Genomic DNA, 17251 nt, shown 5'->3' with positions numbered 1-17251 from the left:
TAGGGTCCGTACTCAATTAGGGTGTGGCCTGCGTTGGCGTTCCAAGGGCGCAATGGCAGGCGCCGGCGCGACGGCGATGCTGGACGCATCGCCTAGCGGCGGCAACGTACCAGGGCGCCCTTGGAACGCCAACCCTCCGGGCCGGACGAATTTGCCCTCCCGGTGCGTCAGGCCGCTTGCGCGATGGTCCACATCGCGCTGCGCGTCCTTCCTGCCAGGCGGGCCAATTCGTCTCGGCGCAGGCCACACCCTAATTGAGTACGGACCCTAGTGGACACATCTCTCCGTCGCGAACATCTCGATGCGATCCTGGCCGAGATGCATTGCGGTCCACGCCCCCACTGCCTTTGCCATGGAGGTCATATTATACAATAGATTGTGGTGAATTCACGCGCATGCACAATGGAATCAGTATTGATTTATATGCGCCTGTCGTGAAATATGGTCCGACCACACCGCCAAGGTGGCGGTCAAACAATAACGCTCGGCCATCATGGCCCAGGGGAGGATCGATGCAGACATCCATCACCCGGCTCGCCCTCGCGGCGGTCCTGGCGGTGGCGCTGGCCGGCTTGGCCGAGGCGGCGCCCCGCAAGAAGGCTCCCGAGCGGGGCTATTTCGACGTTTCGCGCATGGCGCCCCTGACCGACCAGAAGGGCGATCCCGCCAATGGCCGCAAGGTCGCCGCCACCAAGGGCCTGTGCGTCTCCTGCCACGTCATGCCGATCCCCGAGCAGCCCGACCACGGCGATGTCGGCCCGGATCTGGCCGGGGTGGGCTCGCGCATGCAGCCGCCGGAACTGCGCATGCGCATCGTCGATCCCAAGGTGCTGTATGCCGACACCATCATGCCGTCCTTCTACAAGTCCGACCTGAACCGGGTGAAGAAGGGCCTGGAAGGCAAGCCCTTCCTGACCGCCCAGGAAGTCGAGGACGTGGTCGCCTACCTGGCCACCCTGAAGTAACCAGAAGACGTTCCCTTGCGAGAGGAGAGGATATCCATGAGCACCAAGACGAGCGCCGTCACCCGCCGCACCGTGCTGGCGGGCATCGGCGCCGGCGCCGCCGCCATGGCGGTGGCCCCCAAGCTGGCCCACGCCGACAAGGCCGCCGCCGACGACTCCCTGGCCAAGCTGCTGGGCGGCGTCAAGCCGCATGACGGCAAGGTCAAGATCAAGCTGCCGCAGATCGCCGAGAACGGCAACACGGTGCCCTTCACCGTCACCGTCGACAGCCCGATGACCGAGGCCAGCTACGTCAAGGCCATCCATGTGGTCGCCGAGGGCAACCCGACCCCGGGTGTCGCCAGCTTCTACTTCACCCCCACCGGCAAGGCCGAGGTCTCCATGCGCATGCGCCTGGGCAAGACCCAGGACGTCCGCGCCGTGGCGCTGATGTCGGACGGCACCGCCTGGCAGGCGTCGCAGGAAGTCAAGGTCACCATCGGCGGCTGCGGCGGCTGATCCGGTCTCGGGATAGAAGGAGAGAACACGATGCCCACGCCCCGCGTGAAGATGCCCGCCACCGCCGCCAAGGGCGAGGTGTTCGAGGTCAAGACCACCATCGACCACGACATGGAATCGGGTCAGCGCAAGGACAAGGACGGCAAGCCCATCCCGCGCAAGATCATCAACAAGTTCACCGTCACCCTGAACGGCAAGGAGGTCTTCAAGGCCGACTGGGCGGCGGCGATTTCCGCCAATCCCTATTGCTCGTTCTTCCTGACCGCCACCGAGAGCGGGACGGTGGAATTCAAGTGGCAGGACGACGACGGCAGCGTCTATTCGACCAGCCAGGCGATCACCGTATCCTGATCCCGAGTCAATGCCGATAAGGGCCCGCCCCACGTCAAGGGCGGGCCGCAGGCAGAGGAGGATAACGTCATGAGGAAGACCATTCTGGCTGCCGTGATCGCGGCCGTGGCCGGCGGGGCCGCGGTCCCGGTGCTGGCCGATCCGCCGTTCGACGCCAAGGACCCCAAATACGCCCCGTACATCGCCGGCGAGAAGCGGTCCGGCTACACCTTCGCCGAGCCCGAGACCCGGGCCATGCAGGACGACGACTTCAGCAATCCCGGCTTCCTGTGGGTCGAGGAAGGCAAGAAGATGTGGTCCAAGGTCGATGGCAAGGCCGGCAAGGCGTGCAAGGACTGCCACGGCGACGCCGAGAAGAGCATGAAGGGCGTCGGCACGGTCTACCCGCGCTTCGATCCCCATGCCAATGCGCTGCTGACGCTGGAGCAGAAGATCAACCAGTGCCGCACCGAGCGCATGGAAGCGCAGCCGCTGAAGTTCGATTCCAAGCCCTACAACGCCATCGCCACCTTCGTGAAGCACCAGTCGTTCGGCATGCCGTTCGCGGTGCAGACCGACGGTCCGGTGGCGCCCTATTTCGACATGGGCCGGCGCCTCTATTACGAGCGCCGCGGCATGAGCGACGTCGCCTGCAAGCATTGCCACGAGGATTACTGGGGCATGCACATGCGCACCGAGCTGCTGTCCCAGGGCATGCCCAACGGCTTCCCGCAGTACCGCCTGAAGTGGCAGACCCTGGGCACCGCCCAGAAGCGCATCCGCGGCTGCTTCGAGGAAGTCCGGGCCGAGCCGTATCCGGTCGATTCGCTCGAGAACACCGTGCTCGAGCTGTACGCCACCTGGCGCGCCAACGGCCTTCGGGTCGAAAGCCCGGCGGTGCGCAAGTAACTTCCGCCTTGCCTCCCCCTCCCCCGCCTGCGGGGGAGGGTCGGGGTGGGGGCTGCCGGCCGCAGACCAGATGGCGCCAGGCCCCCCTCCCAACCTCCCCCCGCAGGCGGGGGGAGGAGTAGCATGACACAAGGGGACACCCGCCAATGCTGACCCGTCGCGACTTCCTTCAGGTGGCGGCCGCCACCGCCGTGCTCACGTCCCAGGCGCCGCTGGCCCGGGCCGCCGCCCGCCAGTCCATCACCCAGGACCAGCTGCTGGCGTTCAAGCCGGTGGGCCAGGTGACGCTGCTGAACTTCACCGACATCCACGCCCAGCTGAAGCCGCTTTATTTCCGCGAGCCTTCGGTCAATGTCGGGGTCGGCGAGGTCAAGGGCCTGGTGCCGCACCTGACCGGCAAGGACTTCCTGAAGAAGTTCGGCATCAAGGCCGGCACGCCCGAGGCCTATGCCTTCACCTCCGAGGATTTCGCGGCGCTGTCCAGGTCCTACGGCCGGGTCGGCGGTCTCGATCGCATGGCCACCCTGGTCAAGGCCATCCGCGCCCAGCGCCCCGGCAACACGCTGCTGATCGATTGCGGCGACACCTGGCAGGGCTCCTACACCTCGCTGATGACCAAGGGCGAGGACATGGTCGATGCCATGAACCTGCTGGGCGTCGATCTCATGGTGCCGCACTGGGAGTTCCAGTACGGCGAGGCCCGGGTCAAGGAGCTGATCTCCAAGCTGAAGTTCCCCTTCCTGGCGCAGAACGTGAAGGACACCGAGTGGGAGGAGGACGTCTTCCCCCATACCGCCACCTTCGAGCGCGGCGGCGTCAAGATCGCCGTCATCGGCCAGGCCTTCCCCTACACGCCGGTGGCCAATCCCCGCTACATGATCCCCAAGTGGAGCTTCGGCATCCGCGACGAGGAGATGCAGAAGAAGGTGGATGCCGCCCGCGCCGCCGGGGCCGAGCTGATCGTGGTCGCCAGCCACAACGGCTTCGACGTCGATCGCAAGATGGCCGGCCGGGTCAAGGGCATCGACGTGCTGCTGACGGGCCACACCCACGACGCCATCCCGCAGGTGGTCCGGGTCGGCGACACCCTGCTGGTGGCCTCGGGCTCGCACGGCAAGTTCCTCGCCCGCCTCGATGTCGAGGTGAAGAACAAGAAGGTGACCAACTACGCCTTCAAGCTGATGCCGGTGTTCACCGACGCCATCGCCGCCGATGCCGACATGGCCGCCTTCATCGAGAAGGTGCGCGCCCCCCACAAGGCGGTCCTGGAAAAGACCCTGGCCCGCACCGAATCGCTGCTCTATCGCCGCGGCAACGTCAACGGCACCTTCGACGACCTCATCTGCCAGGCCCTGCTGGACGAGCGCGACGCCCAGATCGCGCTGTCGCCCGGCTTCCGCTGGGGCGCCTCGCTGCCGCCCGGGTCCGACATCACCGCCGAGGACGTCTACAACCAGACCGCCATCACCTATCCCAACGCCTACCGCTCGGAAATGAGCGGGCAGATGCTGAAGGACATCCTGGAGGACGTCGCCGACAACCTCTACAACCCCGATCCCTATTACCAGCAGGGCGGCGACATGGTCCGCGTCGGCGGGCTGGGCTACCGGCTCGACGTCGCCAAGCCCATCGGCTCGCGCATCACCGACATGACCCTGCTGAAATCGGGCGAGAAGGTCGAGGCCTCCAAGCCCTACACCGTCGCCGGCTGGGCCAGCGTCAACGAGGGCACCCAGGGGCCGCCGGTCTGGGACGTGGTGATGAACTGGCTGGAGAAGAAGAAGACCGTCAATTTCGGCGACAGCCAGGCGGTCAAGGTGGTGGGGGCGTAAGCTCCGAAAACCCCTCCCCTTGATGGGGAGGGGCAGGGGTGGGGTGAGGCCGCGAACGACCACGCCGACGCGGTTCCCCCCCACCCCGACCCTCCCCCACAAGGGGGGAGGGGGGACGCAGAACAATCCCCTCCCCTTGATGGGGAGGGGCAGGGGTGGGGTGAGGCCGCGAACGACCACGCCGACGCGGTTCGCCCCCCACCCCGGCCCTCCCCCGCGCGCGAAGCGCGCATTGTCAAAATGCGGGCTCCGCCCGCGGGGGGGAGGGGGGACGTAGAGAGGACGTAGAGAGGGGGATCCCATGGGCGGTTTCGACGTTTCCTATGCCGGTGCCTTCGGGGCGGGGGCGTTGAGCTTCCTGTCGCCCTGCGTGCTGCCGCTGATCCCCGCCTATCTGTGCTTTCTGGGCGGCGTCAGCCTCGACCAGCTGACCGGCAAGGAGAACGAGGGCGGCGGCGTCGACCGCTCGGTGTTGCGGGCCGCCATCGCCTTCGTCATCGGCTTCTCCAGCGTGTTCATCGTCATGGGCGCCACCGCCTCGGCGCTGAACAAGCTGGTGATGGACAACATGACCTGGCTGTCGGTGGCCGCCGGCATCGTCATCATCGTCTTCGGCCTGCACTACATGGGGGCGCTGCGCATCGGCTTCCTCAATTTCGAGAAGCGCGTCCATGTGGAGCAGAAGCCGGCCGGACTGGTCGGCGCCTTCGTCCTCGGGCTGGCCTTCGCCTTCGGCTGGACCCCGTGCGTCGGCCCCATCCTGGCGACCATCCTGATGATCGCGGCGGGCGGCGAATCGGTGTGGTACGGCACCTCGCTGCTGTCGGCCTATGCCGCCGGCCTGGGCATCCCGTTCCTGATCGCCGCCTTCGCCGCCAAGCCGTTCATGGCCTTCCTGGGGCGCTTCAAGCGCCACATGCGCAAGGTGGAGCTGTCCATCGGCGGTCTGCTGGTGGTGACCGGCGTGCTGATCCTGTCGGGCAAGATGAACGTCATCGGCAACTGGCTGATGGAGACCGTGCCGGCCTTCCAGTCGGTTGGGTAGGGCCGGCCGGCGAAGGGGCTGCCGTCCCTTCGCGTTCCCGTCGAACCGCCCGCTCCACCCCAGATGGAGGAGACCACCGCCAGCGGAGGTCCCCATGCGCAATTCCGTCCTGCTCCTTCCAGTTCTCGCCCTGCTGCTTCCGGCGAACGCCTCGGCGCGACTGGAGCCTTCGGCCGCCGGCCAGGCCGGCTATTCCCGTTTCAAATCCCTCGACCGCGACGGCGACGGCGTCCTGAGCCGCGCCGAGCTGCTGGCGCGCGGCCGCGAGCGCGGCGCCCAGGCGCTGTTCGCCCTGCTCGATTCCGATGGCGACGGCAGCCTCGCCCTGAAGGAGATGGAGCGCCGCGGCGGCGGCGGTGCCGCCCGCTTCGACGCCTACGACGTCAACCGCGACGGCAAGGTCGTGGCGCGGGAATTCCCCGCCTTCCCCGATCCGGTGCTGGTGCGGACGCTGGATCGCGACGGCGACGGCGCCCTGTCGCTGCCCGAGCTGCGGCCCGCCTTCGCCGGCATGGGCCGGCGGGTGGACAAGACCGAGCCGCCCGCCGCCCGGGTCAAGGACACCCGGCGCCGGGTCTGGTGCTGGGTGCCGGCCTTCGGCAGCGGCGACCGCTGGGCGCTGGAGGCGCCGGTGGTGGTCACTTCGGGCAGGAATAACGGGAATCGCGGGTGTCGCACAGGCTGACGGTGGCGGCGAAGCTGCTCCAATCCTGCAGCATGGCGGCCGGGAAGGGCGGCGGCTGGTCCTTGGCGAAGGCGGCGCCGCGCCACTGGCGCTGCACCACGTACAGGGCGTCCTTGCCCCGGATGGCCTGGACCAGCACGAAGCCGCCCATGCCCGAGGTTCGGCCCTTGGTGCAGGTCACCGAGACCGAGGCGAGGGGATAGCCGTTGCGCGGCGCCTCGCTGACCGGGCTGGCCCCGGCCGCCTCGCAATTGTCGCGGCTGTAGCGGATGACGTTGTCGATGAAGCCCCGGGGGGTGGCGTCGGCGCCGGGATAGATCTGGACGGTGATCAACTCGGTCCACTGCTTCTCGTCCTGGCCCGGCGGGAACAGCCGGGTGATGGACATCTTGTCGCCGCGTTGCACCGGCACCGCCCGCCAGCCCTCGGGCGGGCTCATCAGCAGGTGCTCGCCGGCCTGCTGCTGCGGGGCGGCGACGGCCGGAAGCGCCAGGGCGAGGAAAAGAAGGGCGAGGGCACGGCGCATGGAAGCTCCTTCAATAGGCCTTGGCCAGGGCATGGCGGACCACCTTGCGCATCAGGGTGGGCAGCGCCTGGTCGCCCAGATTGTCCAACGGACACCAGATACCGCGCGCCGCCGCCCGCGGTCCAGCCTTGGCGGTGGCGACCGCCAGTTCCAGATGGAAATGGGTGAAGGTGTGGGCGACGCGGCCGGGCAGGGGGCGCCACTCGGCGGCCAGCGGGGCGTGGGCGGCGGCCTCGTCCAGCGACCACAGGCCGTCGCGCCACTCGGTCCCCGGGACTTCCATCATGCCGCCCAGCAGGCCGTGGGGCGGGCGGCGGCGCAGCAGCACGGCGCCGTCGGGGCGGATCAGCCAGAAGGCGATGCCGTGGCGGGTCGGGCGCGGCGCCTTCTCGGCCTTGGCCGGCAGCCCGGCGGCGATCCCCAGGCGGCGGGCCTGGCACGGCTCCATCCACGGACAGATGCCGCAGGCCGGCGATTTCGGCGTGCACACGGTGGCGCCCAGATCCATCACCGCCTGGGCGTAGTCGCCGGGGCGAACCTCCGGGGTCAGCGCCGCCGCCAGCGCCTTCAGGTGCGCCTTGGCCCCGGGCAGCGGGTCGGTGACCGCGAACAGGCGCGCCATCACCCGCTCCACATTGCCGTCCACCACCACCGCCTTGCGGCCGAAGGCGATGGCGGCGATGGCGGCGGCGGTGTAGTCGCCGATGCCGGGCAGCTTGCGCAGGGACTCCTCGTCCTCGGGGAAGCGGCCGTGGCGCCACTCGGCCACCAGCTTGGCGCAGGCGTGCAGGTTGCGGGCGCGGGCGTAATAGCCCAGCCCGGCCCATGCCCCCGTCACCGCGTCCACCGGCGCCGCCGCCAGCGCCTCGATGGTCGGCCAGCGTTCGACGAAGCGCAGGAAATAGGGGGCGACGGCGGCCACCGTGGTCTGCTGCAGCATCACCTCGGACAGCCAGACGCGGTAGGGATCGACGGTCTCGCCCGGCCTGGCGCGCCAGGGCAGGACGCGGGCGGAGCGGTCGTACCAGGCCAGCAGGGCGGCGGAATTGGCCACTGGGGAAGTTGGTTGAACCATGGCGGCAGGATAGCCGCTGCGCTATGGTGCCGTCCATGAGCCAGGGCAAGCGCCAGGACGACGACGATCGCCGCACCTACGGCATGGTCTCCATCGCCGTGCCGGCCGAGCGCGTCACCCGCCCGGCCTTCGGCAGGCACGGCTTCGCCGGGGCGGCGCTGGTGGTGGACTGGCCGGCCATCGTCGGCAGCGCGGTGGCGGCCCACACGCTGCCGCTGCGCATCAAGTTCCCGCCCAAGGAGCGCACCGGCGGCACCCTGGAGGTCAAGGTCGCCTCCAGCGCCTTCGCCACCGAGCTGCAGCACCTGGAACCGCTGATCCTGGAACGCATCAACGGCTATTTCGGCTGGCAGGCGGTGGCCCGCCTGAAGCTGCGCCACGGACCGCTGCCGAAACGCGCCGCCGCCGCCGCCCCGCCGCCGCCCGATGCCGAAGCCGCCGAGCGGCTGGCCGGCACCCTGGCCCGGGTCGATGATCCCGACCTGCGGGCGGCGCTGGAGCGGTTGGGCCGCCACGTCCTGCGCAAGGGCAACCCCTAGCGGTCGTGCCCGTCCGTCCTCCTTGTCTCGCCCGCCGCCGACGCCTAATATCCGCGGTTCAAACGCAAGAATGAGGTGCGCGCCGTGAAGGCTCTGCTTCGCCTGTTGCCCAAGGTCATCGTCGTCGCCGTGGCTTTCGCCGCCGGTTCCGCCCATGCCGCCGACAAGGTCGAGACCTTCCCCATCGACCAGGTCATGGGCAAGGCCGACGCGCCGCTGACCATCATCGAGTACGCCTCGACCACCTGCGGCCATTGTGCCACCTTCCACAAGACCACCCTGCCCGAGATCAAGAAGAACTGGGTCGACACCGGCAAGGCCAGGCTGATCTACCGCGACTTCCCCACCGGTCCGGCGGGGCTGTCCATCGGCGCCTCGATGATCCCGCACTGCGCCGGGCCGGACCGCTATTTCGGCGTGCTCGCCCTGATCATGGACCAGCAGGACAAGTGGATGCGGGCCGAGAACCCGCTGGAGGCCCTGAAGAAGGCGGTGCGGCTGGCCGGCATGACCGGCGACGACGTCGATGCCTGCCTCAAGCGCCAGGATCTGGCCCAGGCCATCCAGGCCCGGGCCGAGGCGGCGCACAAGCAGTCGGGCATCGAGTCCACGCCGACCCTGGTGATCGGCGGCAAGACCCTGGTGGGGGCGCGCCCCTATGCCGAGGTCGACGCGGCGTTGAAGGCGGCGGCCAAGTAGGGCCGCTCTCTACCGCGTGAGGGGGCGCGGGACGTGATCCAGTTCTCGAAGCTGCGCCTGTCCGGGTTCAAGTCCTTCGTCGATGCCTGCGAGCTTCTGATCGAGCCGGGCATGACCGGGGTGGTCGGCCCCAATGGCTGCGGCAAGTCCAACCTGATCGAAGCCCTCAGGTGGGTGATGGGTGAGACCTCGGCCCGCCAGATGCGCGGCGGCGAGATGGACGACGTCATCTTCGGCGGCACCGCCAGCCGCCCGGCCCGCAACCTCGCCGAGGTCCAGGTGGTGCTGGACAATGCCGCCGGCACCGCGCCGGCCGCCTATGCCCGCGACGAGATCGAGGTGGTCCGCCGCATCGAGCGCGGCCAGGGCTCCAGCTACCGGGTCAACGGGCGCGAGGTGCGGGCCCGCGACGTCGCCCTGCTGTTCGCCGATTCGGCCACCGGCGCGCGGGCCTCGGGGCTGGTCAGCCAGGGCCGGGTCGGTGCCCTGATCAACGCCAAGCCGGCGGAACGCCGCACCCTGCTGGAGGAGGCGGCCGGCATCTCCGGCCTCTATTCCCGCCGCCACGAGGCCGAGCTGCGTCTGAAGAACGCCGAAGCCAACCTGGAGCGCCTGGACGACGTCATCGCCACCCTGGACGAGCAGTGGAAGGGGCTGCAGAAGCAGGCCCGCCAGGCCGCCCGCTACCGCACCCTGTCGGAACAGATCCGGGCGGTCGAGGCGCAACTCCTCTACGTCTCGTGGCTGGAGGCGCTGGCCCTGGTCGAGGCCGCCCGCGCCGCCCTCAAGGGGGCCGACCGGGTGGTGGACGACGCCACCGCCGCCGCCGCCCGCGCCGCCGCCGCCAGCGCCGAGGCGGCGGCCGGCCTGCCCGAGCTGCGTCGCGCCGAGGCCGAGGCCCAGTCCAACTGGCAGCGCCTGCTGCTGGAGCGCGAGCAGCTGGAGGCCGAGGCGGGGCGGCTGGCCGAGACCCGCCGCGACCTCGAGGCCAGGCTGGCCCAGGTGGCCGGCGACCTGCAGCGCGAGCATGCGCGGGCCGCCGACGGCGACCAGGCGCAGGCGCGGCTGGCCGAGGAGCGCGACCTCATCCAGGCCGCCGCCGGGGACGAATCCGCCGGGCGCGCCGCCGCCGCGCAGGCGGTGGACGAGGCGGCCGGCCGGGTGGCGGGGCTGGAAAGGGACCTGTCCCAGGCCATGGAGGAGGTCGCCGCCGCCGATGCCGAGCGGGCCGCCAGCTTGCGCCGCCGGCAGGAGGCCGAGACCCGCCGCGACCGCCTGCGCGAGCGCCTGGCCGCCGTCGAGGCGCAGAAGTCCCAGGCCTCGGGCGAGGCGGTGGACCGCTCCGAGCTGACCGGCGCCGAGATGGACCTGGAATCGGCCCAGGAATACCTGGAGGAAAGCCGCGCCGCCGCCGAGGATTGCGACCGCCGCCGGGTGGGCGCCCAGGCCGCCCGCGAATCCGCCCGCGACGCCCAGCAGGCGGCGTCCGCCGCCCGCTCGCGTCTGAAGGCCGAGGCCGATGCCTTGAAGGCGGTGCTGGCCCAGGGCGGCTCCGCCGAATTCCCGCCGGTGCTCGACCAGGTCGCCGCCGCCACCGGGTTCGAGCCGGCCCTGGCGGCGGCGCTGGGCGACGACCTCGCCGCCGCGCTGGACCCGGCGGCGCCGCTGCATTGGGTGGCGCTGCCGCCGCTGGACAAGGCGCCCGCCTTGCCCGAGGGGGCGACCCCGCTGGCCCGCCACGTCACCGCGCCGCCGGCCCTTTCCCGCCGCCTCGCCCAGATCGGCGTGGTCGCCGATGCCGCCGCCGGCGAGGCGCTGCGCCCGCTGCTCGCCGCCGGCCAGCGGCTGGTCACCCGGGGCGGCGACCTGCTGCGCTGGGACGGCTACACCGCGCGGGCCGGGGCACCGTCGCCCATGGCCGTGCGTCTGGCCCAGCGCAACCGCCTGCGCGAGCTGGAGGCGCGGCTGGAGGATGCCGAGCTGGGGGTGGAGGAGGCGGAGGCCCGCCTGCTCGCCGCCACCCAGGCCATGGAGGAGGCGGCCGAGGGTGAGCGCGCCGCCCGCGACGCGGTGAAACGGGCCGAGGCCGAGACCGCCAAGGCGCGCGACGTTCACGCCAGACTGGCCAGCCGCTTCGCCGCCTTCGAATCGCGCATGGCGGCGCTGGAGGAGCAGGCCGCCGCCGCCCGCGCCGACCTGGAAGAGGCCGAGGGCGAGGTGCTGGAGGCGCGCGAGGCGCTGGCCGCCTTCCCGGTGGCCGATGACGGCAAGGACAAGATCAACGCGCTGCGCACCGAACTGGCCGAGCACCGCTCCGCTTTGGTCGAGGCGCGCTCCGGCCTCGACGGGCTGGAGCGGGCGGCGGCGGAGCGGGCCCGCCGCCTCGATGCCATCGCCGCCGAGCTGGCCTCGTGGGGCCGCCGGGTCGAGACCGCCCGCGCCCATGTGCAGGAGCTGGAAGACCGGCGCGAGACGGTGATGGCCGAGATCGAGCGGCTGTCCAGCCTGCCCGACACCTTCGCCCGGCGCCGGGCCGAGCTGCTCGACCGGGTCGAGGCCGCCGACGGGGCGCGGCGGGCCGCCGGCGATGCCCTGGCCGCCGCCGAGGCGGCCCAGGCCGAGGCGGACCGCGCCATGCGCGCCGCCGAGGCGGCGCTGGCCACGGCGCGCGAGGACCGCATCCGCCGCGAGGCGGCGGTGGCCGGGGCCGACCAGCAATGCCGCGCCGTCGCCGGGCGCATCGCCGAACGCCTGGACCTGACGCCTGAGCAGTTGCGCGAGGTGGCCGGACTGGTCGAGGACCAGCGCCCCGACCTGGACGACCTGCAGCGCCGCCTCGACCGGCTGTCGCGGGAACGCGACGCCATGGGCCCGGTCAATTTGCGCGCCGAGCAGGAGGCGGCCGAGCTGGGCGAGCGCATCGCCGGAATGCAGGCCGAGAAGGACGACCTGGTCCAGGCCATCGCCCGCCTGCGGGCCGGCATCGCCGAACTCAACCGCGAGGGCCGCGAGCGCCTGCTGGCCAGCTTCGAACAGGTGGACAAGCAGTTCCGCGACCTGTTCGTGCGCCTGTTCGGCGGCGGCCGCGCCCACCTGGCGCTGACCGAATCCGACGATCCGCTGGAGGCCGGGCTGGAGATCATGGCCTCGCCGCCGGGCAAGCGGCTGCAGATCCTGTCGCTGCTGTCGGGCGGCGAGCAGGCGCTGACCGCGCTGGCCCTCATCTTCGCGGTATTCCTCATCAACCCGGCCCCCATCTGTGTCCTCGACGAGGTCGATGCGCCGCTGGACGACGCCAATGTCGATCGCTTCTGCACCCTGGTGGAAGGCATCGCCGCCACCACCCGCACCCGCTTCCTGATCGTCACCCACCACCGCATGACCATGGCCCGCATGGACCGCCTGTACGGGGTCACCATGGCCGAACGCGGCGTGTCGCAGCTGGTCTCGGTCGATCTGGCCCAGGCCGAGGCGTTCCGCGACGCCGGGGTGCCTGCTTAGGCAACCCTCGCCCGCCTGCGGGAGAGGGTGCGAGGCGGAGCCGAGCGGGAGAGGGCCTGTGTCCGCCCGGCATGGCGGCGGCATCCGGTGGCCGGCGCCCAGGCCCTCTCCCTCCCAGCCAGACGGCTGGGCCCCTCCCTCTCCCGCAAGCGGGCGAGGGGAATGGAGAGGTCCGCAAGTTTGGGTTTTTGCCCACCCGACCGGGCGGGGGTTGCGCACCTTGCATTGCGGTATCGCGGCGCCAAAAAGCCCCGCCGCACCTCGAATTCGCCAGTTATATCAACATGTTGCACTAACAAGTTTCCGGTCTTGACACCGGAAGGCGCACCCCGTATGGTGCGGGCGCTTCTGGTGGCTAGGCAGCCAGGAGGGGGATATTCAACGGCTCGCGTGCGATGGCTGAGCAGGAATTGCCTCCGAACCTGGATGAACTCGAGGAGCGGCTGCGCGCGGCGCGCGCCCGCGAATCCGAGGAGAACGGCCCCAAGAGCGCCGGCAGGCACTCGTTGTCCGGGCTCGGACAGGGCATGCGCCTGGCGGTGGAGTTCGTGGTCGGAGTCGTGGTCGGCGCCGGCATCGGCTGGGGGTTGGACCGCTGGTTCGGCACGCAGCCCTGGATGATGGTGCTGTTCCTGGTGTTCGGCACCGCGTCCGGCGTGATGAACGCCTATCGGGCGGCACGGCGGATGGATGACACGGTCGGTTTCGCGGCGGCGCAAAAGCGGGCCGACGAGGCGGACAGGGACAAATAGGAGAGGCGTGCGGTGGCCAACCCGATCGAACAGTTCAAGATCAAGCCGATCATCGACCTTCAGGTCGGCGGCATCGACGTCTCCTTCACCAATTCGGCGTTCATGATGGTCTCGGCGGTGGTGGTGGCGACCGCCTTCCTGACCCTGTCGGTGCGCTCGCGCTCGCTGATCCCCGGCCGCTGGCAGTCCATGGCCGAGCTGTTCTACGAATTCATCGCCAACATGCTGAAGGACAATGTCGGGTCCGAGGGGCGGAAGTACTTCCCCTTCGTGTTCTCGCTGTTCATCTTCGTGCTGTTCGGCAACATCCTGGGCCTGCTGCCCATTCCGGTGGTCGGCTTCACCTATACCAGCCACATCATCGTCACCTTCGCCATGGCGGCGGTGGTGTTCATCGGCGTGACGGTGATCGGCTTCGCCCGCCACGGCCTGCACTTCCTGCGCATGTTCTTCCCGCACGGTGCGCCGCTGGCCACCGCGGTGGTGCTGATCCCCATCGAGGTGATCTCGTACCTGTCGCGTCCGCTCAGCCTGTCGGTCCGTCTGTTCGCCAACATGACCGCTGGCCACATCATTCTGAAGATCCTGGGCGGTTTCGTGGTGACCCTGGGCGGCATGTACATCCTGCCCGGCATCCTGCCCTTCGCCTTCCTCGGCGCGGTGACCCTGCTGGAAATCGGCATCGCCCTGCTGCAGGCCTACGTCTTCACCATCCTGACCTGCATTTACCTGCACGACGCCATCCACATGCACTGAGCGCCGTTGGCGTCGTCGATTTTCTGCCCTGAAGGAGTTGACTGATATGGATATCGAATCTGCGAAGTTGATCGGTGCCGGTCTGGCCGCCATCGGCGTGATCGGTTCGGGTGTGGGCGTCGGCTCGGTGTGGTCGTCGCTGATCGCCACCGTCGGCCGCAACCCCGGCGCCAAGGCCAATGTCGAACTCTATGGCTGGATCGGCTTCGCCGTGACCGAGGCCATCGCGCTGTTCGCGCTGGTCATCTCGCTGATGATCCTGTTCAAGTAAGACGTCCAAAGGCGCTTCCTTCGGGTCATTGGGACGGGGCCGCGGCGCAATCGCGGCCCCGACCGGTGAACGCCCATCGGGGGCGAAAGCGCAAACCCGTTCAGGAGCATCGGGATGCCTCAGTTCGACCCGACGTTCTTCGCGCCGCAGCTGTTCTGGCTGGCCGTCACCTTCATCGCCCTCTACATCCTGATGGCGACGGTGACCCTGCCCAAGATCGGCGCCGTCCTCGACGAGCGCCAGCGCAAGATCGACGACAATCTCGACAAGGCCGCGCAGTACAAGGCCGAAGCCGAGGCCGCCATCGCCGCCTACGAGAAGGCGCTGGCCGAGTCCCGGGCGCATGCCCACACGGTGATCAAGGAAGCCTCCGAGCGCCTGTCCAAGCAGGCCGAGGAGCGCACCCATGAGCTCACCGCCAAGCTGAACGCCCAGATCAAGGGCGGCGAGGCCCGCATCGCCGCGGCCAAGCAGACCGCCCTGGCCAACGTCCGCGACGTCGCCCTCGATGTCGCCGGCGCCACCGTCGCCCGCCTGGTCGGGACCGGGATCGACCAGGCCCGGCTGGACTCCGCGGTCGCCGCCGCGCTGAAGGAGAACGGCCAATGATTTCGGTCGCCTACGCCGCCGACGCGGCCAACCACGCGGTGCCGTTCTACCAGGATGCCGCCTTCTGGGTGGCCGTCGCCTTCTTCCTGGTGCTGTACCTGCTCTACAAGCCGGTCTCGCGCGGTCTCGGCGCGGCGCTCGACGCCCGTGCCCTGAAGATCAAGGCCCGCCTGGACGAGGCCGCCCGCCTGCGCGAGGACTCGCAGGAGATGCTGGCCACCTACCAGCGCAAGCAGCGCGATGCCATGCGCGAGGCCGAGGAGATCATCGCCCACGCCAAGGCCGAGGCCGAGCGCCTGGCCGCCCAGGCCGCCAAGGACCTGGATGCCAGCCTGAAGCGGCGCGAGGCCATGGCCATGGAGCGCATCGCCCAGGCCGAGGCCCAGGCCATGAAGGAAGTGCAGAACCTGGCCGTCGACGTCGCCATCGCCGCGGCGCGCGAGGTCCTGGCCCAGAGCATCACCGCCGATCAGGCCGGTGCCCTGGTGGAAAGCGCCATCAAGGACCTGCCGGCCAAGCTGCATTAAGGCCGCCGGACTCATTGCAAGAGGCCCGCTCCGGCACCCGGGGCGGGCCTTTTCGCTTTCAGGGGGGGCGGCCATTGGGTAGGCTTCGCCGTTCAGCCCATTGCCGGAGCGCCGCCATGCCCTTCGTGATCCGAGACGTCGCCGGCCAGGTGGTGGCGCTGGCGGAAATTCCCCTCGACGACCAGCCCGAGGAACTGGCTCCCGACCATCCCGAGGTGCTGGCCTTCATCGGCCGCACGGCGGACGTGGAGATCACCGAGGAGGGCGGCGAGCCCTTCGTCGCCTCGGACATGGCCTTCATCCGCGTGGTCGAGGACCTGATCGAGGCGCTGATGCGCAAGAACGTCATCTCGCTGTCCGACCTGCCCGGCCCCGCCCAGGACAAGCTGATGGAACGCCGCGCCCTGCGCGGCTGGCTGGCCGGCGTCGCCGGCATCGTCGATGACGGCGAGGGCAAGATCATCTGAACACCGTCGCCGCCAGGAACCTCGGGCCGTCAGTCGCGTTGATGCAGGAAGCGCCACGCAACCGGAGGTGACTTCCATGAGGCAGCCAGCCATCCTCGCCGCCGCCGCCCTGGCCTTGGCGGCGTGCGCCTCGGACGCGCCGCCGCAGGCACCACTGGCCCGCGCCGAGCAGGCGATCCGCTCGGCCGAGGGGGTGGGCGCCGCCCAGGCGGCTCCGCTGCCGCTGCGCATCGCCCAGGAGCGCCTGGCGGCGGCGCGCTCCGCCGATGACGAGGCGCGGTCGCGGCGCCTTGCCGACGAGGCGGTGGCGAGCGCCGAGCTTGCCCAAGCCCAGGCCCAGGCGGCGCGTTCGCAGCAAAGCCTTGCCGACCTGCGGCGCTCCGCCGCCGGTCAATCCGAAGCCACCACCCGCCCAGGGAGCCCGCAATGACCCGCGTCCTTCCCGTCCTGCTGCTGGCCGCGGCCTTGACCGCCTGCGCCGGCTATGCCCCCCAGCCGGACCGCCTCGGCGCCATGCAGAGCCGGGTGTCGCAGGCCGAGGCCAGCCCCGACTTCGCCCAGCACGCCCCGGTGGCGCTGCGCGAGGCGCGGCAGTCGCTGGACCGGGCGCGCACCGCCGACAGCCAGTCGGCCTTCGAGCATTGGCTGTTCATGGCCGACAGCCGGCTGCAACTGGCCGAGGCGCTGACCGCCGACCGCATCGCCCGCGGTCAGGGCGAGGCGCTGGCGCAGAGGCTGCAGATCGAGGGCGCGCGCCGCTCGGCAGCGGCCTCCCAAGGCGGCGGCAAGGTCTTCACCTTCGGCGAGGTTCTGTTCGAGACCGGCCAGGCGCAGTTGAAGCCGGGGGCCTATGCCCGCCTGCAGACCGTGGCCGACCTGTTGCGCCGCAATCCCGACGAGCGCGCGGTGATCCAGGGCCATACCGATGCCCAGGGCAGTGCCGACACCAACCAGGCGCTGTCCCAGGCCCGCGCCGAGGCGGTCAAGCAGGCCCTGCTCGCCGCCGGAATATCGGCCGACCGCATCACCGCCCAGGGCATGGGCGAAGCCTTCCCGGTGGCCAGCAACGACACCGCCGCCGGCCGCCAGCAGAACCGCCGGGTCGAGGTGCAGGTCAGCGCGGTGCCCGAACGCTAGTGTCCTGCCCCCGAAATTCGTATAGCGGATTTCGGGGATAAGCAGGCCACTACAGTGTTGAATTGTGTGGTGATTCTGAAATTCGCATAAGGCTGCGAATTTCAGAATCACCACACTAGCCCGTCCTA

Annotated in this window: 20 protein-coding genes; 18 read left to right on the top strand and 2 right to left on the bottom strand. The window is 70.1% G+C overall.

From position 1 onward, the window contains the following. The first annotated feature begins 512 nt into the window (after positions 1-512). The 7 genes from soxX to MTBUT4_RS19035 all read left to right on the top strand — a co-directional run bounded on the left by soxX (position 513) and on the right by MTBUT4_RS19035 (position 6264). Positions 513-965, top strand: a complete 453-nt coding sequence (soxX, locus tag MTBUT4_RS19065; RefSeq protein WP_173981300.1) for a sulfur oxidation c-type cytochrome SoxX — start codon at positions 513-515, stop codon at positions 963-965. 36 nt (positions 966-1001) lie between these two features. Beyond that, positions 1002-1463: a thiosulfate oxidation carrier protein SoxY gene (gene soxY / locus MTBUT4_RS19060; RefSeq protein ID WP_173981299.1), complete on the top strand. Its 462-nt coding sequence runs from the start codon at positions 1002-1004 to the stop codon at positions 1461-1463. A 30-nt stretch (positions 1464-1493) separates the two neighbouring features. Continuing rightward, on the top strand, positions 1494-1814 hold the full coding sequence (soxZ, locus tag MTBUT4_RS19055) for a thiosulfate oxidation carrier complex protein SoxZ (RefSeq protein ID WP_173981298.1): 321 nt from the start codon (positions 1494-1496) through the stop codon (positions 1812-1814). A 69-nt stretch (positions 1815-1883) separates the two neighbouring features. Next, positions 1884-2702, top strand: coding sequence for a sulfur oxidation c-type cytochrome SoxA (gene soxA / locus MTBUT4_RS19050; RefSeq protein WP_173981297.1), 819 nt, complete (start codon positions 1884-1886; stop codon positions 2700-2702). A gap of 146 nt (positions 2703-2848) precedes the next feature. Continuing rightward, complete coding sequence (gene soxB / locus MTBUT4_RS19045) at positions 2849-4534, top strand: thiosulfohydrolase SoxB (protein ID WP_173981296.1); 1686 nt, start codon at positions 2849-2851, stop codon at positions 4532-4534. 301 nt (positions 4535-4835) lie between these two features. Further along, complete coding sequence (locus MTBUT4_RS19040; RefSeq protein ID WP_173981295.1) at positions 4836-5579, top strand: cytochrome c biogenesis CcdA family protein; 744 nt, start codon at positions 4836-4838, stop codon at positions 5577-5579. A gap of 94 nt (positions 5580-5673) precedes the next feature. Further along, on the top strand, positions 5674-6264 hold the full coding sequence (locus tag MTBUT4_RS19035; RefSeq protein ID WP_173981294.1) for an EF-hand domain-containing protein: 591 nt from the start codon (positions 5674-5676) through the stop codon (positions 6262-6264). Here MTBUT4_RS19035 and MTBUT4_RS19030 read toward each other — a convergent pair. Together MTBUT4_RS19030 and mutY are read right to left on the bottom strand one after the other, a co-directional pair. Then, positions 6218-6790, bottom strand: a complete 573-nt coding sequence (locus tag MTBUT4_RS19030; protein WP_173981293.1) for a hypothetical protein — start codon at positions 6788-6790, stop codon at positions 6218-6220. The genes MTBUT4_RS19035 and MTBUT4_RS19030 overlap by 47 nt on opposite strands. Before the next feature lie 10 nt (positions 6791-6800). Continuing rightward, on the bottom strand, positions 6801-7865 hold the full coding sequence (gene mutY / locus MTBUT4_RS19025) for an A/G-specific adenine glycosylase (protein ID WP_173981292.1): 1065 nt from the start codon (positions 7863-7865) through the stop codon (positions 6801-6803). A 35-nt stretch (positions 7866-7900) separates the two neighbouring features. On the opposite strand from mutY, the gene MTBUT4_RS19020 reads away from it, so the two are divergent. The 11 genes from MTBUT4_RS19020 to MTBUT4_RS18970 all read left to right on the top strand — a co-directional run bounded on the left by MTBUT4_RS19020 (position 7901) and on the right by MTBUT4_RS18970 (position 17123). Beyond that, the gene (locus MTBUT4_RS19020; RefSeq protein ID WP_254434946.1) at positions 7901-8404 is read left to right on the top strand and encodes a DUF721 domain-containing protein; all 504 of its coding nucleotides are present in this window, start codon (positions 7901-7903) and stop codon (positions 8402-8404) included. An 84-nt stretch (positions 8405-8488) separates the two neighbouring features. Beyond that, entirely contained in the window at positions 8489-9103 is a 615-nt protein-coding gene (locus MTBUT4_RS19015; RefSeq protein ID WP_254434945.1) for a DsbA family protein, read from the top strand. Between the two features lie 33 nt (positions 9104-9136). Then, complete coding sequence (gene smc / locus MTBUT4_RS19010) at positions 9137-12604, top strand: chromosome segregation protein SMC (protein WP_173981290.1); 3468 nt, start codon at positions 9137-9139, stop codon at positions 12602-12604. Positions 12605-12999: 395 nt separating this feature from the next. Next, positions 13000-13356, top strand: a complete 357-nt coding sequence (locus MTBUT4_RS19005; protein ID WP_173981289.1) for an AtpZ/AtpI family protein — start codon at positions 13000-13002, stop codon at positions 13354-13356. A gap of 12 nt (positions 13357-13368) precedes the next feature. Beyond that, positions 13369-14112, top strand: coding sequence for a F0F1 ATP synthase subunit A (locus MTBUT4_RS19000; protein ID WP_173981288.1), 744 nt, complete (start codon positions 13369-13371; stop codon positions 14110-14112). A gap of 46 nt (positions 14113-14158) precedes the next feature. Continuing rightward, positions 14159-14383, top strand: a complete 225-nt coding sequence (locus tag MTBUT4_RS18995; RefSeq protein ID WP_173981287.1) for a F0F1 ATP synthase subunit C — start codon at positions 14159-14161, stop codon at positions 14381-14383. A 114-nt stretch (positions 14384-14497) separates the two neighbouring features. Then, complete coding sequence (locus tag MTBUT4_RS18990) at positions 14498-14992, top strand: F0F1 ATP synthase subunit B' (protein ID WP_173981286.1); 495 nt, start codon at positions 14498-14500, stop codon at positions 14990-14992. Further along, positions 14989-15519, top strand: a complete 531-nt coding sequence (locus MTBUT4_RS18985) for a F0F1 ATP synthase subunit B (protein ID WP_173981285.1) — start codon at positions 14989-14991, stop codon at positions 15517-15519. The genes MTBUT4_RS18990 and MTBUT4_RS18985 overlap by 4 nt, the downstream gene beginning before the upstream one ends. Before the next feature lie 116 nt (positions 15520-15635). Then, on the top strand, positions 15636-15986 hold the full coding sequence (locus MTBUT4_RS18980; RefSeq protein ID WP_173981284.1) for a hypothetical protein: 351 nt from the start codon (positions 15636-15638) through the stop codon (positions 15984-15986). A gap of 76 nt (positions 15987-16062) precedes the next feature. Then, complete coding sequence (locus MTBUT4_RS18975; protein ID WP_173981283.1) at positions 16063-16416, top strand: DUF4398 domain-containing protein; 354 nt, start codon at positions 16063-16065, stop codon at positions 16414-16416. Further along, positions 16413-17123 (top strand): OmpA family protein, encoded by a 711-nt coding sequence (locus MTBUT4_RS18970; RefSeq protein ID WP_173981282.1) that lies wholly within the window; start codon positions 16413-16415, stop codon positions 17121-17123. Before MTBUT4_RS18975 ends, MTBUT4_RS18970 begins: the two co-directional genes overlap by 4 nt. The last annotated feature ends 128 nt before the right edge of the window (positions 17124-17251 follow it).

The sequence above is a fragment of the Magnetospirillum sp. UT-4 genome (assembly GCF_902729435.1).
In the GTDB taxonomy this organism is placed as follows: Bacteria; Pseudomonadota; Alphaproteobacteria; order Rhodospirillales; family Magnetospirillaceae; genus Magnetospirillum.
This window is presented reverse-complemented; position numbering and strand designations above follow the sequence as displayed.

What these genes read in the sequence shown, in the direction of transcription:
- soxX (WP_173981300.1), top strand. Translation starts at nt 513, where the DNA reads ATGCAGACATCCATCACCCGGCTCGCCCTCGCGGCGGTCCTGGCGGTG.
- soxY (WP_173981299.1), top strand. Translation starts at nt 1,002, where the DNA reads ATGAGCACCAAGACGAGCGCCGTCACCCGCCGCACCGTGCTGGCGGGC.
- soxZ (WP_173981298.1), top strand. Translation starts at nt 1,494, where the DNA reads ATGCCCACGCCCCGCGTGAAGATGCCCGCCACCGCCGCCAAGGGCGAG.
- soxA (WP_173981297.1), top strand. Translation starts at nt 1,884, where the DNA reads ATGAGGAAGACCATTCTGGCTGCCGTGATCGCGGCCGTGGCCGGCGGG.
- soxB (WP_173981296.1), top strand. Translation starts at nt 2,849, where the DNA reads ATGCTGACCCGTCGCGACTTCCTTCAGGTGGCGGCCGCCACCGCCGTG.
- MTBUT4_RS19040 (WP_173981295.1), top strand. Translation starts at nt 4,836, where the DNA reads ATGGGCGGTTTCGACGTTTCCTATGCCGGTGCCTTCGGGGCGGGGGCG.
- MTBUT4_RS19035 (WP_173981294.1), top strand. Translation starts at nt 5,674, where the DNA reads ATGCGCAATTCCGTCCTGCTCCTTCCAGTTCTCGCCCTGCTGCTTCCG.
- MTBUT4_RS19030 (WP_173981293.1), bottom strand. Translation starts at nt 6,790, where the DNA reads ATGCGCCGTGCCCTCGCCCTTCTTTTCCTCGCCCTGGCGCTTCCGGCC.
- mutY (WP_173981292.1), bottom strand. Translation starts at nt 7,865, where the DNA reads ATGGTTCAACCAACTTCCCCAGTGGCCAATTCCGCCGCCCTGCTGGCC.
- MTBUT4_RS19020 (WP_254434946.1), top strand. Translation starts at nt 7,901, where the DNA reads ATGAGCCAGGGCAAGCGCCAGGACGACGACGATCGCCGCACCTACGGC.
- MTBUT4_RS19005 (WP_173981289.1), top strand. Translation starts at nt 13,000, where the DNA reads ATGGCTGAGCAGGAATTGCCTCCGAACCTGGATGAACTCGAGGAGCGG.
- MTBUT4_RS18995 (WP_173981287.1), top strand. Translation starts at nt 14,159, where the DNA reads ATGGATATCGAATCTGCGAAGTTGATCGGTGCCGGTCTGGCCGCCATC.
- MTBUT4_RS18990 (WP_173981286.1), top strand. Translation starts at nt 14,498, where the DNA reads ATGCCTCAGTTCGACCCGACGTTCTTCGCGCCGCAGCTGTTCTGGCTG.
- MTBUT4_RS18985 (WP_173981285.1), top strand. Translation starts at nt 14,989, where the DNA reads ATGATTTCGGTCGCCTACGCCGCCGACGCGGCCAACCACGCGGTGCCG.
- MTBUT4_RS18980 (WP_173981284.1), top strand. Translation starts at nt 15,636, where the DNA reads ATGCCCTTCGTGATCCGAGACGTCGCCGGCCAGGTGGTGGCGCTGGCG.
- MTBUT4_RS18975 (WP_173981283.1), top strand. Translation starts at nt 16,063, where the DNA reads ATGAGGCAGCCAGCCATCCTCGCCGCCGCCGCCCTGGCCTTGGCGGCG.
- MTBUT4_RS18970 (WP_173981282.1), top strand. Translation starts at nt 16,413, where the DNA reads ATGACCCGCGTCCTTCCCGTCCTGCTGCTGGCCGCGGCCTTGACCGCC.